Origin of the sequence: Citrobacter sp. RHB20-C16 (assembly GCF_013890155.1) — a bacterium.
GTDB classification, from domain to species: domain Bacteria; phylum Pseudomonadota; class Gammaproteobacteria; order Enterobacterales; family Enterobacteriaceae; genus Citrobacter_A; species Citrobacter_A amalonaticus.
Window position 1 is genome coordinate 2,381,735 of record NZ_CP057630.1, and the last position, 14,943, is coordinate 2,396,677.

Consider the following 14,943-nt stretch of genomic DNA (forward strand, 5'->3'; position numbering starts at 1 on the left):
AAATTGCGCTAACTCAAGCTGATTCCACCGGGCATACCTTAGACTTTCTCCACTGTATTATTTTCCTGGCTTATATTTTCGAAGCATAACGGTGGAGTTGGTGATGCTGAAGCGTTTCTTTATTACAGGTACAGACACTTCTGTTGGGAAGACGGTTGTTTCCCGCGCATTGCTACAAGCGTTAGCGTCGGGGGGGAAAAGCGTTGCAGGATATAAACCGGTTGCGAAAAGCAGCAAAGAGACGCCCGAAGGGTTGCGCAACCGGGATGCGCTGGTGCTGCAAAGCGTGTCGACGTTGGAATTACCCTATGAGGCGGTTAACCCCATCGCCCTGAGCGAAGATGAAAGTAGCGTGGCCCACAGTGGCCCAATCAATTACACCTTGCTTTCTAACGGGCTGGCTAGCCTGAGCGAAAAGGTTGATCATGTCGTGGTTGAAGGCACGGGTGGCTGGCGCAGCCTGATGAACGATCTGCGTCCACTGTCCGAATGGGTGGTGCAGGAGCAGTTACCGGTGTTGATGGTGGTCGGTATTCAGGAAGGCTGTATTAACCATGCGCTGCTGACGGCTCAGGCGATCGCCAATGACGGTTTACCGCTGATCGGTTGGGTCGCTAACCGTATTAATCCGGGTCTGGCACATTACGCAGAGATTATCGATGTACTGAGCAAAAAACTGCCAGCACCGCTGATTGGCGAACTGCCTTATTTACCGCGTGCCGAGCAGCGTGAACTCGGACAGTACATTCGCCTGTCAATGCTGGGTAGCGTCCTGTCGGTCGACAGAATCATGGCGTAACGTCCCCGACAGGACAGACGCAAACACCCAGGCCTTCAATAAACCGGGGAGTAGACGATACTCCCCGGTCATTTCACAAACCCTCACTCTTCGTGAATGTTCAACGCCCGGCGGGTACGTCCGGAACTGAGATAATCGGCGATGTAATCCTGTGAGATCTCACCGTTGTAGCGTCCTTCCTCGTCAACGATCGGCATCCAACTGGTATTACTTTCATACAGTTTGGAGAGCACAATCCGCAGGTTATCTTCGGCTTTACCGGTAATACGGAAGGGATGAAGGATATCTGCGCAGGTGCCGCTGGCCTGGCGCGCCTCGCGACGTTTCACAAAGCCCAGTGGTTTTCCTTCGCCATCCACCACCGTAATGGCGCGAATATCGTTGTCATCCATAATGCCAAAGGCTTCCTTCAGCGACGTGGATGGCTGAGCAGTCAGCGTCGGTTGTTGATCGGTCACATCGCCCGCCGAAACCAGCAGCAGACGCTTAAGCGTGCGGTCCTGACCGACGAATGAACCGACAAAATCGTTGGCCGGTTTGGCCAGCAGTTCATCGGGGCTGGCGCACTGGACAATCCGTCCCTGACGGAACACGGCAATGCGATCGCCAAGTTTCAGCGCCTCATCAATATCATGACTCACCAGCATCACGGTTTTTTTCAGCGCACGTTGCATCTCAAGGAACTGATTCTGGATCACTTCGCGGTTGATGGGGTCGACGGCGCCAAACGGCTCGTCCATCAGCAGGACCGGCGGATCCGCCGCCAGGGCGCGAATCACGCCAATACGCTGTTGCTGACCGCCGGACATTTCTTTTGGATAGCGATGCAGAAACTTTTTGGCATCCATCGCCACCATCTCCATTAATTCTTCGGCGCGGCTTTTACAGCGGGCTTTGTCCCAGCCCAGCATGCGGGGGACGACCGTGATGTTCTCTTCAATCGTCATATTGGGAAACAGGCCAATCTGCTGGATCACATAGCCAATATTACGGCGCAGGGTCACGGTATCCATTTCATTGGTATTTTCACCGTTTATCAGGATGTTGCCACTGCTCGGGGTAATCAGACGGTTAATCATCTTCAGGGTGGTGGTCTTACCGCAGCCCGACGGCCCCAGCAGAACACACATTTCTCCCTCCGGCACGTTCAGATTAACGTTATCGACGGCCTTCAGCGGCTGACCCTTTTTCTGTGAAAATTGTTTGGTGAGGTTTTCCAGTTTTATCATTATCGTATCCCCTTAGGTGTCAGAACGACTTGCAGGCGGTGTAACAGCCAGTCGAGCACAATCGCTAAAAAACAAATCATCAATGCACCGGCAATCAGCATGCGAATGTCGCTGCCGCCGATGCCGTTCAGTAACAGTAATCCCAGGCCGCCTGCGCCGATCACCGCGGCAATTGCCATGACGCCGATATTCATGACCACGGCGGTGCGGATACCGCCGAAAATCACCGGTAATGCCATCGGGATCTCCACCCAACGCAGGCGCTGCCAGAAGGTCATGCCGATACCGCGACCCGCTTCGCGTAAGCCCGGCGGGAGGTTGTCCAGCGCGGTATGGGTGTTACGCACGATAGGCAGCAGCGAGTAAAGAAACACGGCGGTAATGGCGGGCAGTGCGCCAATTCCGTGACCGATCAGCGAAAACAGGGGGATCATCAACCCGAACAGGGCGATAGAGGGAATCGTCAGCAGCAGCGTCGCGACGCTTAACACCGGCGTTGCCAGCCATTTGTGGCGGACAATCAGGATCCCCAGAGGCACGCCAATCACAATCGCCAACCCAACCGCCAGCGCCACTAGCCACAGATGCTGATAGGTGAGCATCGCCAGATAACCCGCGTTATCCATCATGTAGTGAATCGTATCCATATGCGCTCCTTACAGCAGGTTCTTTTGTTGCAGGAATTCACGAGCAACCTGCTGAGGTGACTGGTGATCGATATCGACCTTCGCATTCAGCGAACTGATCACGTCATTGTTCAACTGGGCCGAGAGGGTATTGAGCGCCTCAGCAAGTCCCGGATGGGCTTCCAGCGTCTCTTTACGCACCACCGGCGTGACAGCGTAACTTGGGAAGAAGCCCTTATCATCCTCCAGTACTTTGAGATCAAACCCTTTCACACGGCCGTCAGTGGTGTAGATGAGACCGGCGTCAACAAAGCCATCGCGTACGGCGTTGTAAACCAGTCCGGGGTCCATCTGGCGGATTTGCGGCCGGTCGAGATCCATCTGATAAGCCTGCTGCAACGGCTTCATTCCGTCGCTACGTCCGGCAAATTCCAGGTCGAGACCCAGCAGCCAGTTGTTATCGGGATCGGTCTGGCGAATGTGTTCAATTTTCGCCACCATCTCCGACATGGTGTTGATGTTCTCCGCTTCGGCACGTTTGCGCTGCATGGCGAAGGCGTAGGTGTTGTTCATATCTGCCGGTTTCAGCCATACCAGTCCCAGTTTGGCATCAAGGCGTTTTACCGTGTCGTATGACTCCTGCGGGCTCATTCGCTTATTGATGTGGTTGAAAATAATCAGTGAAGTGCCGGTGTATTCCCATGTCATATCAATCTGTTTATTGATCATCGCATTACGCGAAATCACTGTGGCGATATTGGTCTGCGGCTGAACCTGAAATCCCTTTTTTTGCAGATACTGAACGGTCATTGCCGAGAGAATGTGCTGCTCGGTAAAACTTTTGGTGGCGAGAATAATCGGGGCCGCCTGAGCCTGGGTGCTGATGAACAGCGCGGCGGCGAACCATCCCAGCCATTTTTTCTTGAGATTCATTTAGCGCTCCTTGTTCTTATCATTGCCATCAGGCCGTATGTGGGCTCAGGACGCGCCCAAGCCAGGCGAGCAGACTGTCGAGGATCAGGGCGAATAGCGCGGTGGCGGTGGCTCCCAGAATCAATGTCGGGAAGTCGTTAAGATAGATGCCAGGGAAAATCAGTTCGCCGTAGCTGCTGGCGCCAATCAGAAACGCCAACGGGGCAGTACCGACGTTGATCGCCGTGGCAATGCGGATCCCGGAAAGTATTACCGGCCAGGCGTTGGGGATTTCTACCTGACGCAACCGTTGCCATTTCGTCATACCGATGCCGTTTGCCGCTTCAATCAGCGACGACGGTACAGAACTCAATCCTGCCCAGGTGTTACGCACAATCGGCAGCAACGACGCCAGAAACAGCGCAACGATGGCAGGCATGTCACCAATGCCGATAATCACCATCGCCAGCGCGAGAACGGCCAGCGGGGGCAAGGTATTGCCAATATTGAAGATCTGCATGACATATTCGGCAATACCGCGGGCGGCGGGGCGACTAAGCAAAATACCGCTTGGAATACCGACCAGCAGGGCAAAAAACATCGAGGTAAGGACTAAAATCAGGTGCTGTTGACCGAGATAAAGCAAATCAACCTGACGCGATTTGAGAGTATCGATGCCAATTCCCCATACCAGCAGTGCCAGTAGCAGAATGATAGCAATACTAAAGCCCAGCACGCGGGTTAACGTGGATGTGTGCATTGCAGTGTGTCTCCCTGTTTGCATGCGTTATGGCGGCGAAAAATCGTCGCATGTTGTTATGCCATGGTTTGGCAGGGTGTTTTGAGCTATAGCAACAGGGTGGGAAGGATTCCAGCGGGAAGGTGAATTAGATACGCAGACGATTAATCGCCAAACGCGATTTGGCCTTATGCCGTAAAGGATAAGCAGGGTATGTAAAGAATTGTCTTAAAAACGCTGATAAAAAGTGACGCTGTAACAATTAAAAATAATGCAGGTATCAGAAAAGGCAGGAAAAACCTGCCTTATAAACGTTAGCGGAACAGCGTTTTTTCCGCGATCGGCATCAATAACTGAGACTGCCACTGTGCCAGAGTATGGCGGGCCAGTTCACCAAGCGCCTGATAAAAAGGATGTCCGGCGTTCTCAATGAACACGTCGAGAAAGCGGAATGACCAGGGGAACAGATGCCAAGCCAGCAGTTGTTCGCATTCGCTGTGTCGGCCACTTTCCGCCAGCCATGCCGCCATCAGCAATAACGAGCCGAAATGATCTTCGGGTTCGTTCTGCTCTGTCTCGACGTGAATACCGTTGTCGCGCATCCACTGACGCAGGGCCAGCGTCGATTCGCCAAACAGGACATTTTCACGATCTAGCCAGACCGATCCCCAGGGCGGCGACGGTAACGCGTAGGGTCCCACGAACAGGCGCTGGAATGCCTCGGGAAGTGACTCATCGCTGACGCGTGTAAAGTCCGTTGCCAGCGGGGACAGGGTTTCCGCTGCCAGCGGCCATTGTGTCTGCCAGTCATCAGCGGTTAACGCAGACACCAGAGGCGCGGCTTCGGCGCTGTCGGGGGCGTAGTAAAACAGCGCCCCCAGCACGCGTGCCGTCATCGCAAAATCATCACGTTGAGTAAAATCAGTCATCTGAAACATCCTGAAAAGTGCGGGTTTCCCCGCACGGATTTGTTAACCTGCCACCGCCATACCGACGGTCATATGCAGGCCATAAAACAGGCCGCGGCCAATGATTTCGCCGCCAAGCACGAGGAGCAGTCCCAACAGCAACCCGGCGACATGCGGCTCTTTACGGCGTACCAGCGGGCAGATCCAGCAGCCCAGTCCGGCAGCGACCAGCACCACGCGCCATACCTGCAGAGAGGCGTAATCCGGCACCAGCGCGGAAGCCTGCTGAACCGAACTGTGAATGGTCGCCAGCGACATGCCCTGCAGGACGATGACCGCCACGCTGACCAGCAAGGCCAGCACGCTGATACTGGCAAACAGGGTACCATTAAAGGTGACGCGGGCCGCCCGCAGCAGCAATGCTGCGAACAGCGGGCCGCTGAGCAACGCCGTCAAGAAGAACGCCAGCGTCGTATAGCCAGTATACCAGGTCGGCACGGTATCAATCAGGTAAACGCGGGTCATCGCCCAGACGAAGACGATCCCCAGTATCATGCTGACCAGCAGCCAGAATTTCCCCAGCGCGAGCGGCATTTTACCCAGAACGGCGACCAGCCACCAGATTCCACCCACGGCGAAAAAGACGGAGCCTGCGGCAATTTCATTGCTCAACCCGGATGCGCCAATGCGATTGAGGGAGTTGAATGCCCGCATCGGCGACCCCAGGTGCATGATTGACGCCAGGAATCCCAGCCCCATCACCAGCCAGAGGAAAAACATGCTGCGAACCAGACGTTGCCGGGCGGCGGCATCGTCTTTCATTGCCAACCAGCCAAGTCCACTAACAATCAGCGCGCCTACGACGCACTGGCCGAGTACGGTAAACAGCACCAGCGGCCATTCATGCCATCCATTTCCCATTTTACACCTCCTTCGGATTCGCCAGATAACCGGTGGTATCCCCGGTCGGACGGCTGTTGGCATTCGGTTTGATCACAATACTTGGCTTCGTAAAGTGCGCGCCAGGCAGCGGAGCAACCGCCGCCAGATCGCCGTGTTTCTGACGCAGTTCGTCGACAGGACCGAAATCCAGCGCACGCAGCGGACAAGACTCGACACAGATCGGTTTCTTGCCTTCCGCCACCCGGTCATGACAGCCGTCGCATTTGGTCATGTGACCTTTTGCCGCGTTGTACTGCGGCGCGCCGTACGGACAGGCCATATGGCAATAACGACAGCCGATGCAGACATCTTCATCCACCACCACAAAGCCGTCTTCCCGTTTGTGCATCGCCCCGCTCGGACAGACCTTGGTACAGGCCGGATCTTCACAGTGGTTACAGGCAATAGAGAGATAATAGGCAAACACGTTCTGGTGCCAGACGCCGTTGTCTTCCTGCCAGTCTCCGCCCGCATATTCATAAATGCGGCGGAAGCTGACATCCGGGGTTAAATCCTTGTAGTCCTTGCAGGCCAGTTCGCAGGTTTTGCACCCGGTGCAACGGCTGGAATCAATAAAAAATCCATACTGAGTTGTCATCGGTTACTCCTTAGACCTTTTCAACCTGAACAAGATTACTGTGCGAAGGATTGCCTTTGGCCAGCGGCGAAGGGCGGTGCGACGTCAGGATGTTAATGGAGCCGCCGTGGTCTATTTGATCACCAAACATGTCGGCTTTGAGCCACGCACCCTGACCGATGGCCGTGACGCCGGGCAGAATGCGTGGGGTCACTTTGGCAGGGATCAGCATCTGCCCATTGTTGTTAAACACCCGGACGGTGTCGCCGTGTTGAATCCCACGCGCGCTGGCATCGATCGGGTTAATCCAGATCTCCTGTGGGCAAGCTTGTTGCAGGACATCAATGTTGCCGTAACTGGAGTGAGTGCGCGCCTTGTAATGGAATCCGGTGAGCTGCAGCGGGTACGTTTTGCGGATCGGATCGTCCCAGCCGTCAAAACCGGGTGCATAGGCGGGCAAAGGGTGGATTATCTCATCCTGCTTCAGTTCCCAGGTATTGGCGATAGTGGCCAGTCGCGCAGAGTAAATTTCAATTTTCCCTGACGGCGTTTTCAGCGGGTTAGCACTGGGGTCTTCACGGAAGGCGCGGAAGGCGACATAATGTTCTTCCGGGCATTTTTTCTTGAAGATACCGGTTTGCTTCATCTCTTCGTAATCCGGCATTTCTGGATTGCGTTCTTTGGTCTTCGCATGCAGGTATTTCACCCATTCATGCTGCGAGCGTCCTTCAGTGAATGTCTGGTAGACGTCCGGGCCGAGTCGGCGGGCGATTTCACTGAGCATCCAGTAGATCGGTTTTCTTTCAAACTTCGCTGAAGTCGCGGGCTGACCGAGGATCACATAGCCCATGTTGCCGGCGGATTCGTGAGAAATCAGGTCTTCCTGCTCGGTCGGCATTAAATCCGGTAGCAGAATGTCGCAGTACTTCGCCGATGCCGTCATGAAATGTTCGATGCCGACAATCATTTCGCACTTGCTGTCGTCCTGTAGCACGTCATGAGTGTGGGCGATATTGCCATGCTGGTTAATCAGCGTATTACTGGCGTAACACCACATGAATTTGATAGGAACATCCAGCTTGTCTTTACCACGCACGCCGTCGCGTGTGGCGGTCATTTCGGTGCCGTGATCGATAGCGTCGGTCCAGGTGAAGACGGAGATTTGCGTTTTCACCGGGTTATCAAGCATCGAAAACCATTCCACACCGAGATCCCAGGTGCCTTCACGGACGCCTGAGTTGCCGCCGTTGATACCGACGTTACCGGTGAGCACCGACAGCATGGCGATCGCCCGCGCGGTTTGCTCGCCGTTGGAGTGACGCTGAGGTCCCCAGCCCTGGCAAATATAGGCCGGCTTCGCCGAACCAATTTCACGCGCCAGTTGAATGATTTTATCCGCCGGAATACTGGTGATATGAGAAGCCCACTCCGGTGTTTTGGCAATGCCATCCGGGCCTTCACCGAGGATATAGGCCTTGTAATGCGCGTTACGCGGCGCGTCGGCAGGCAGGGTGGTTTCATCGTAGCCGACGCAATATTTGTCGAGGAACGGTTTATCGACCAGATCTTCCGTAATCAGCACCCAGGCAATCGCAGCCGCCAGTGCGCCATCCGTACCGGGGCGGATGGGCAGCCATTCGTCTTCACGTCCGGCGGCGGTGTCGTTATAGCGTGGATCGATCACTATCATTCGCGCATTTGAACGTTCGCGAGCCTGTTCAACATAATAAGTGACGCCGCCGCCACTCATGCGGGTTTCCGCTGGGTTGTTGCCAAACATCACCACCAGTTTCGTGTTGGCAATGTCATCCGGGCTGTTGCCATCGTTACTGCCAAACATGTAGCTCATGGCGGCGCTGATTTGCGCGGTACTGTAACTGCCATAACGGCTAAGATAGCCACCACAGGAGTTCATCAGACGGTAGGGGACGTTGGAGTTGGTAATGTTGCCGCCGTCGACACCGGTGCCGTACAGTACGTGCACCGCCTCATTGCCATACTCTTTCAGGATCCGCTTCAGGTTGTCGCCGATGGTATCCAGCGCTTCATCCCAGGAGATACGCTCAAATTTCCCTTCGCCGCGTTTACCAACACGTTTCATTGGATATTTCAAACGGTCCGGATGGTTCATGCGGCGACGTATTGAGCGACCGCGCAGACAGGCGCGAACCTGGTGGTTTCCGTACTCATCGTTGCCGGTAGTGTCAGATTCAACCCAGTAAACGGTGTCATCTTTAACATGCAGACGCAGCAGGCAGCGACTTCCGCAGTTGACGGTACAGGAACTCCAGACCGCTTTTTCTTCGACCGGCGCTGGCGTCATGCCGTCGGCGGCGCGGGCGATACGGGTGAAAGGAAGGGTGAAAGCACTACTGGCAAGCGCAAGGCTGCCAATAGCGGATGATTTCACCAGACTACGGCGGCTGATATTGGCCTTCATGAGGGCCTCAGGCGTGGTGATTTTCATGGTTGCTCACTTTGCTAATGTCAAAAACTGGCCTGGTTGCTTCCTTGTCCGGGGAACAGCCATTCGCATTTTTTCTGTTTTAATCAACGTGGTGTGGAGGGCGTTGTGCTGATGCCGCACCTTCAAAACAGATCGCTGTATAATATTTTCTATATCGATATCAGAGACATGCTAAACAGAAATGAATTTTACCCCTTAATGAGTAGGGGTTATTAATGCATATCAAAGTGAGGGGAACCCTCCGTTGCCGGAGGGGAAAAAACAGGCGGAATTACTGGGGTTCGGCGTTGGCGCCTTCCTGAGAAGGCGTGGTGCTGGCAGGGGCATTACCACTGCTGGTCCGGGTGTAAAGAATTTTATGTGTGTCGTTGGCGCAATGTCCGACGACCTGTGAGTCCGGCTGATCGGCCTGATCGTTTGGTACGATGCTCAGGGTGAAGTTGGCCTCCGGCACGCCGTTATTGATGATGCGCTGCTCAATATCACTCTTGACGCGTTCGCAGGAGTCAGGGGCGGCAAAAACCAGCGGGGAGGCGGTCAGCAGAATGCCTGTCAGTAGTCCTCGGGATAATTTCATCATCAGCTCCATTGTTGAGATGCTCATAATAAGCATAGCATTGCGAGTGTAAGCATTTGTCATGGCCGCCAACCTTGTTGATGAATCTGAAAGATCGCTTTACTCCCTAAACACACAAACCCTGACAAGGTCAGGGTTTGTGATAAATCTCCATGTCGCCATGGGGGAAGGGATTAGAAGCTGTATTTCAGCCCCAGCATACCTTGCGTATCTTTATAACCGTTATCGCCAATCTGTTGGGCAACGTTACCCCACAGGGTGACGTTCTTCGTCAGTTGGCCTTCAACACCGGCTTTCAGCTCGCCGATATTGCGGCTGCCTTTCACGTCGTTGCTGATGTCATCCATCTGCACGCTGTAATTCTGCGTGTTGTGGATCCAGTTGACTTCCACGAACGGCTGGAAGGTGCGGCCTTTGCCGTCATCCATGGCGTTATGGCCTTGCAGGTAGGCTTTGACGCCAAGACGCGTTTGCAGGTTGCCGTCGGTTTTATCCACCACCCGGGTGCCGTTTTTCTCAACGTGCGTATCAGCCTGCACGTCCATCCAGGTGATTTGCGCTTTAGGCTGGATGTACAGCGCGTTACGCTCGCTGAATTCGGCCAGTTTCCAGGTGTAGCCTGTTTCGACAGAGGCGGTGATACCGTCCGAGTCATACTTTTCAGACGCCAGACCCTGTCCGGACACGGTGTTGTCAAACCAGTTATAGAGCAGCCAGCCATCGACATACGCACCGGTTTTATCGGCGTCGTTGGCATACCAGGTGCCGTACAGACCGGCGCTGTAGCCGCTGATCTCCCCGCGAGAGGTGTAGCCGGTCAGGCTGGAGTGGCTGCGGCTCTTACTGTTGGCGTAACCGGCCATCAGACCCAGATGCCAGCGATCGAGGCCGTCGGTGCTCCATTGTGCGATATCACCGCCCAGTTGCATCACGTAGCGGTTACTCTGGGTGCTGATCTGCCCGGAACTGTCTTTGAAGCGGTTATGCCCACCGACATGACGCATCCACAGGCTGGTAACCTTCTGCTCGCCGGTAAAGACGTCAGTGTACTGGGTTTCACCCAGACGATCGTGAAGCCGGGTGGTGAACAGCGTGTTGGCGGCAAGGGTGTTCGCCAGATAGCTGCCGGTTTCCGGGCGATACTGGTGTTCACCAGGCTGGGGAATAGGCTGCTCTGGCGTTTCCGGTGAGGCTGGCGCGGGTTCATCTGGCGGTAACGGAGTCGGAATCGCCTCGCTGGTCAGATGCCAGTTCTGGTTGTTCTTTTTAATGATGTTGTAATCGTAAGCACCCGCGACGATACGACCTTCTTTGACGAAGGTCCCGTTAGAAGCACCCTCGACTTCCACAATGGGGATGCCTTCTACCGTCTGCGAACCGCCGCCGCCAGCGTTGGTGACGCTGACACGTGTAGTGCCACTGGTGTCACCACGGACAATCATTTTATCAGTCGCGGAAAGGTCATCACCCAGTACGGTACGCAAGGCCAGCAGACCGTTGTTACCCGCGTAGTTGCCCGCGATGGTTAACGTGGTCGGCGTAAAGGCCGCTCTGGCTTGTGATGGGGAGGAGAGCGTTGCTGTACCTGCCAGATCCAGCGAGTTCAGGGTTTGCGAATAACCATTGAGATCCAGACTGGCGCCTTCGCTGACGGTGTAATCTGACGCGGCGCTAAACGTATTCTCCGCACCTGCGCGCAGCGTACCTCTGGAGACAAGCGTGTTGCCGCTGTAGGTATTGGCTCCTGTCAGCGTGGTGATACCGGACCCAACATGATTGACTTCACCATTACCGTAGATTCGTGATGCCAGCACGAAGTCGTCGCTGTTGTGATTAAAGTTGAGCTCTGCCGTGCTCATACCGCTGGTGTTGCCAAGGTAGATCCACGGCAGGTCCAGTGTTCCCGCAGCCTGTTGTGCTTCGCCCTTTGCGCCGCCAATATTCAGGATGCCGGTACTGCCTTCTCCCACTGCCAGCCAGATTAAGTTATCCGAGCGGACCGTTGCTCCGTTGCTGACGGTGAGGATCCCGGTGGCGTCATTGGGCGTTGTTGCGAACCCCCCGAGGTAAATACCTTCCGTCACATCCAGCAGTGAGTTTTCACCGTCCACGAGGGCGACACCGTAGCCATTACGACTGGTGTTACTCGTATTGCCGACGTAGCCAATGTTCATGTGCTCCGTCGTTGAGAGTTTACCTCCATTGGTAATCAATAATTTACCGTGATTCTGATCTCCAACGATAATATGGTTGGTCGCAACGGATGAATTAGCACCGTCGATGGAAAGTAGACCCTCTCCCGTTTCGTAAAATTCGCCGACGCGTAATCCAGCAATACCGGTGATTTTGCTACCGTTATGTACATTCAGTATGCCGGTACCGCCCTCCAGCCCAATTTGAATTAACGAATTATTCAGTTCCCAGGTTGCGCCATTGGTTAATGTCACAGAGCCTGTTGCCGCACGGCCAATTTCCGCCCCTGTTGTTGTCAGAATATCCCGCCCGTCAATGATCATTGATCCGGCGCTAGCGTCTCCAACACGTAATGTACTGAAGTTATTCCAGTAACTCTCAGTATTTTCTGTGTTAGAAAGGGTGAGTGTGTCATTATTATTAACAAGGACAATACTGTTGCCTCCGGTCGGAGGGGTAACAGCTAACAGATTGATATTATCCACATTCGCTGCGGCGGCAGTTTGTACAGCCAGTGCCACAGCGATTGCGAGCATTGATTTTGGGTGGTGCAAGTATTTAATTTTCATAATTGTCTCTTCCATAAGAGAGTGCCTGGTGTTGAAAATAACATTTCGTCTTTAAAACAATCTCTTAATGCTTTTATGTTGAACGCGATATAATATGTGTAAATAAATATTGTTTATCTAAGGCATATTTTATTTGCATCATTGAAAATAACGAAATGGTTTTATCTTTGAATTATTGGAATCTTTAATAGGTTTTATCTATTTAATATAATGTTTATTTTCTTATATAAGATCTTATATGTTTTTTTTGCAAGTAATATATCTTATTAAGGCTATTTAAAATAATAGGAATTGTACAAATAATTATCCTTATACAATGAGATAATGGATAGGCAGGATGAGTCATTTTCATTGTCAAAGGAATGACTCATCGGCTAGTCATTTGACGGGTAATCATTACTTAAATGCCACGAGGCGTATTTTTTAGGAATACTGTAAAAAACAGATACACATTAGTTTGATCTTGATCAATTAACGTGAGAGGAAACCGTGAATTCTGCTCACGATTTACCCTTGTTTATGCCACTTTCGCGCAGGTATACAGTAAACGACAGTCTTTGCTACTATGACTGAAGATCATCTTTTTCTCTTGGGGAACCTGTGAAAAAACAGATATTTCTTTTGTCGCTTGGTGTTGCGCTGGTGGGATGTGACAACAGCGCAACGCCGCTCTCCTTTACGCCGGAAATGGCCAGCTTTTCTAATGAATTTGACTTTGATCCCTTACGCGGGCCGGTAAAAGATTTCAGCCAGACGTTGCTTAATGAGAAGGGAGAAGTGACGAAGCGCGTCAACGGTACGTTGTCTGAAGAAGGTTGTTTTGACTCGCTTGAGTTACACGATCTCGAAAACAATACCGCTGTAGCGCTGGTGCTGGACGCGAACTATTATCGCGATGCCGAGACGCTGGAGAAAAAGGTGCGTTTGCAGGGGAAATGTCAGTTGGCGGAACTGCCGTCAGCGGGCGTCGTCTGGGATACCGATGATAATGGTTTTGTCGTTGCGGCAACGGGAAAAGAGATGAAAGTCCAGTACCGCTATGATGCGGAAGGGTATCCGCTCGGCAAGACCACGATCAGCAAGGAGCAGACGTTATCCGTCAGCGCGAAACCCTCGACCGATCCGCGCAAGAAGCTGGATTACACGGCGGTGAGTCTGCTTAACGATCACCCTTTGGGGAACGTTAAACAGACCTGCGACTATGACCGTCATGCCAATCCCACCGACTGTACGCTGGTGATCGTTGATGAAAGCGTCAAACCCGCGGTCGAGCACAACTACACGATCAAAAATACCATCGATTACTATTGAGAGGACCGCGCAGCGGTTACTGCGCGGTAGGTTTTAGCATCGTCGATCCCGGCGAGCGATGCTCTGCCAGGTACTGATGCTGGAAGATACACATCCGGATCGTATTGCGGTATTCCCCGTTGATAAAGAATTCATGAATCAGCTCGCCTTCGACCATAAAGCCCAGCTTACGGTAGATGTGGATCGCCTTCTCGTTCTCTTTATCAACGATGAGGTACAGCTTATAGAGGTTGAGTACGGTAAATCCGTAGTCCATCGCCAGTTTAGCGGCCCGTGAGGCGAGACCTTTTCCCTGGTATTCCGGGGAAATAATGATCTGAAATTCAGCCCGACGGTGGACATGGTTAATTTCAACCAGTTCGACCAGGCCCGCTTTTTCGCCATCACATTCCACGACGAAACGGCGTTCACTTTGATCGTGAATGTGCTTATCGTAGAGATCGGACAACTCGACGAACGCTTCGTAAGGCTCTTCAAACCAGTAGCGCATCACGCTGGCGTTGTTGTCAAGTTGATGGACAAAACGTAAATCTTCACGCTCCAGCGGGCGCAGCTTAACACTGAGGGCGCTTGTCATACCTAATCCTTAATGTCTTTTTAACGCGTTATATTAAGGGGCAATCACGCGACCGGTGCGACGATCCAGACAGCGCAGGGTGTTTGGTTCCCAGTACGCATTCAGGTTGGCGCTCTGTTCGCAGTTGTCGCGGTTATCAAAGGCGGCATCCGCTTTATCCCACTCTTTTTCCGCGCGTTTGTTCACTTTCTGACGCAGACTGCGCGTGTCATCCCACTGTTCTTTTTGCATGGCCGCCTGTTGACGGCTCAGGGCGCTATCGCCTGATTCAATCACCAGTCGGCTGGTCTCAGCCTGCGCGGTCGCGGTGTAGACGACAGCACCCAGCAGCAGCATTGCCGTCAGGCACAGGCGTTTGCGAAGCGTAATGTTCATGGCAAGTTCCTTTTATGAGCGACGCAAAAAGCATCATTTGCAGGCAAATTCTACACCATTCCTTGCGCAGGGCATACCCGCCGCAAGGTTATGGATAAGATCGGGGGATTATGGCGTATCATGCCTGAACCTCAGGTCAATG

14 protein-coding genes and 1 pseudogene are annotated in these 14,943 nt (G+C 53.2%); 2 read left to right on the forward strand and 13 right to left on the reverse strand.

The features are described from left to right. Window positions 1-103: 103 nt before the first annotated feature. On the forward strand, window positions 104-799 hold the full coding sequence (gene bioD / locus HVX64_RS11465) for a dethiobiotin synthase (protein WP_043000756.1): 696 nt from the start codon (window positions 104-106) through the stop codon (window positions 797-799). Here bioD and HVX64_RS24115 read toward each other — a convergent pair. The 11 genes and pseudogenes from HVX64_RS24115 to HVX64_RS11515 all read right to left on the reverse strand — a co-directional run. After that, a pseudogene (locus tag HVX64_RS24115) lies at window positions 755-886 on the reverse strand (hypothetical protein); the annotation flags it as partial. The gene bioD and the pseudogene HVX64_RS24115 sit on opposite strands and share 45 nt — an antisense overlap. Further along, window positions 883-2,028, reverse strand: coding sequence for an osmoprotectant ABC transporter ATP-binding protein OsmV (gene osmV, locus HVX64_RS11470; RefSeq protein ID WP_043000755.1), 1,146 nt, complete (start codon window positions 2,026-2,028; stop codon window positions 883-885). The gene osmV and the pseudogene HVX64_RS24115, both read right to left, overlap by 4 nt. After that, a complete protein-coding gene (gene osmW / locus HVX64_RS11475) occupies window positions 2,028-2,675 on the reverse strand; it encodes an osmoprotectant ABC transporter permease OsmW (protein WP_043000754.1) in 648 nt (215 codons plus the stop codon). Before osmW ends, osmV begins: the two co-directional genes overlap by 1 nt. A gap of 9 nt (window positions 2,676-2,684) precedes the next feature. Further along, window positions 2,685-3,587 carry an osmoprotectant ABC transporter substrate-binding protein OsmX gene (gene osmX, locus HVX64_RS11480; RefSeq protein ID WP_043000753.1) on the reverse strand — a complete coding sequence of 301 codons (903 nt, stop codon included), beginning with the start codon at window positions 3,585-3,587 and terminating at the stop codon, window positions 2,685-2,687. 28 nt (window positions 3,588-3,615) lie between these two features. Then, window positions 3,616-4,326 (reverse strand): osmoprotectant ABC transporter permease OsmY, encoded by a 711-nt coding sequence (gene osmY, locus HVX64_RS11485; RefSeq protein WP_043000752.1) that lies wholly within the window; start codon window positions 4,324-4,326, stop codon window positions 3,616-3,618. Between the two features lie 293 nt (window positions 4,327-4,619). Continuing rightward, the gene (gene dmsD / locus HVX64_RS11490; RefSeq protein ID WP_044254600.1) at window positions 4,620-5,234 is read right to left on the reverse strand and encodes a Tat proofreading chaperone DmsD; all 615 of its coding nucleotides are present in this window, start codon (window positions 5,232-5,234) and stop codon (window positions 4,620-4,622) included. A gap of 42 nt (window positions 5,235-5,276) precedes the next feature. Beyond that, window positions 5,277-6,134 (reverse strand): dimethyl sulfoxide reductase anchor subunit family protein, encoded by an 858-nt coding sequence (locus HVX64_RS11495; RefSeq protein WP_181825412.1) that lies wholly within the window; start codon window positions 6,132-6,134, stop codon window positions 5,277-5,279. A gap of 1 nt (window position 6,135) precedes the next feature. Continuing rightward, window positions 6,136-6,753 (reverse strand): dimethylsulfoxide reductase iron-sulfur subunit DmsB, encoded by a 618-nt coding sequence (gene dmsB, locus HVX64_RS11500; protein ID WP_043000749.1) that lies wholly within the window; start codon window positions 6,751-6,753, stop codon window positions 6,136-6,138. A 10-nt stretch (window positions 6,754-6,763) separates the two neighbouring features. Beyond that, window positions 6,764-9,199 carry a selenate/tellurate reductase subunit YnfF gene (ynfF, locus tag HVX64_RS11505; RefSeq protein ID WP_044254594.1) on the reverse strand — a complete coding sequence of 812 codons (2,436 nt, stop codon included), beginning with the start codon at window positions 9,197-9,199 and terminating at the stop codon, window positions 6,764-6,766. Between the two features lie 271 nt (window positions 9,200-9,470). Next, a complete protein-coding gene (locus HVX64_RS11510) occupies window positions 9,471-9,779 on the reverse strand; it encodes a DUF1161 domain-containing protein (protein ID WP_080343316.1) in 309 nt (102 codons plus the stop codon). 170 nt (window positions 9,780-9,949) lie between these two features. Further along, the gene (locus HVX64_RS11515) at window positions 9,950-12,538 is read right to left on the reverse strand and encodes an autotransporter outer membrane beta-barrel domain-containing protein (RefSeq protein WP_181825413.1); all 2,589 of its coding nucleotides are present in this window, start codon (window positions 12,536-12,538) and stop codon (window positions 9,950-9,952) included. Between the two features lie 612 nt (window positions 12,539-13,150). On the opposite strand from HVX64_RS11515, the gene HVX64_RS11520 reads away from it, so the two are divergent. Further along, window positions 13,151-13,849 (forward strand): YnfC family lipoprotein, encoded by a 699-nt coding sequence (locus HVX64_RS11520; protein ID WP_224788365.1) that lies wholly within the window; start codon window positions 13,151-13,153, stop codon window positions 13,847-13,849. A gap of 16 nt (window positions 13,850-13,865) precedes the next feature. Here HVX64_RS11520 and speG read toward each other — a convergent pair whose 3' ends face one another. Further along, a complete protein-coding gene (gene speG, locus HVX64_RS11525; protein ID WP_043000745.1) occupies window positions 13,866-14,426 on the reverse strand; it encodes a spermidine N1-acetyltransferase in 561 nt (186 codons plus the stop codon). Between the two features lie 33 nt (window positions 14,427-14,459). Beyond that, entirely contained in the window at window positions 14,460-14,801 is a 342-nt protein-coding gene (locus tag HVX64_RS11530) for a DUF1283 family protein (protein ID WP_043000744.1), read from the reverse strand. Window positions 14,802-14,943 lie beyond the last annotated feature (142 nt).

Excerpts from the sequence above, each read along its gene's own strand:
- osmX (WP_043000753.1), bottom strand. The coding sequence starts at position 3,587 with ATGAATCTCAAGAAAAAATGGCTGGGATGGTTCGCCGCCGCGCTGTTC.
- HVX64_RS11530 (WP_043000744.1), bottom strand. The coding sequence starts at position 14,801 with ATGAACATTACGCTTCGCAAACGCCTGTGCCTGACGGCAATGCTGCTG.
- speG (WP_043000745.1), bottom strand. The coding sequence starts at position 14,426 with ATGACAAGCGCCCTCAGTGTTAAGCTGCGCCCGCTGGAGCGTGAAGAT.
- osmW (WP_043000754.1), bottom strand. The coding sequence starts at position 2,675 with ATGGATACGATTCACTACATGATGGATAACGCGGGTTATCTGGCGATG.
- ynfF (WP_044254594.1), bottom strand. The coding sequence starts at position 9,199 with ATGAAAATCACCACGCCTGAGGCCCTCATGAAGGCCAATATCAGCCGC.
- HVX64_RS11510 (WP_080343316.1), bottom strand. The coding sequence starts at position 9,779 with ATGATGAAATTATCCCGAGGACTACTGACAGGCATTCTGCTGACCGCC.
- HVX64_RS11495 (WP_181825412.1), bottom strand. The coding sequence starts at position 6,134 with ATGGGAAATGGATGGCATGAATGGCCGCTGGTGCTGTTTACCGTACTC.
- dmsD (WP_044254600.1), bottom strand. The coding sequence starts at position 5,234 with ATGACTGATTTTACTCAACGTGATGATTTTGCGATGACGGCACGCGTG.
- osmV (WP_043000755.1), bottom strand. The coding sequence starts at position 2,028 with ATGATAAAACTGGAAAACCTCACCAAACAATTTTCACAGAAAAAGGGT.
- osmY (WP_043000752.1), bottom strand. The coding sequence starts at position 4,326 with ATGCACACATCCACGTTAACCCGCGTGCTGGGCTTTAGTATTGCTATC.
- HVX64_RS11515 (WP_181825413.1), bottom strand. The coding sequence starts at position 12,538 with ATGAAAATTAAATACTTGCACCACCCAAAATCAATGCTCGCAATCGCT.
- dmsB (WP_043000749.1), bottom strand. The coding sequence starts at position 6,753 with ATGACAACTCAGTATGGATTTTTTATTGATTCCAGCCGTTGCACCGGG.
- bioD (WP_043000756.1), top strand. The coding sequence starts at position 104 with ATGCTGAAGCGTTTCTTTATTACAGGTACAGACACTTCTGTTGGGAAG.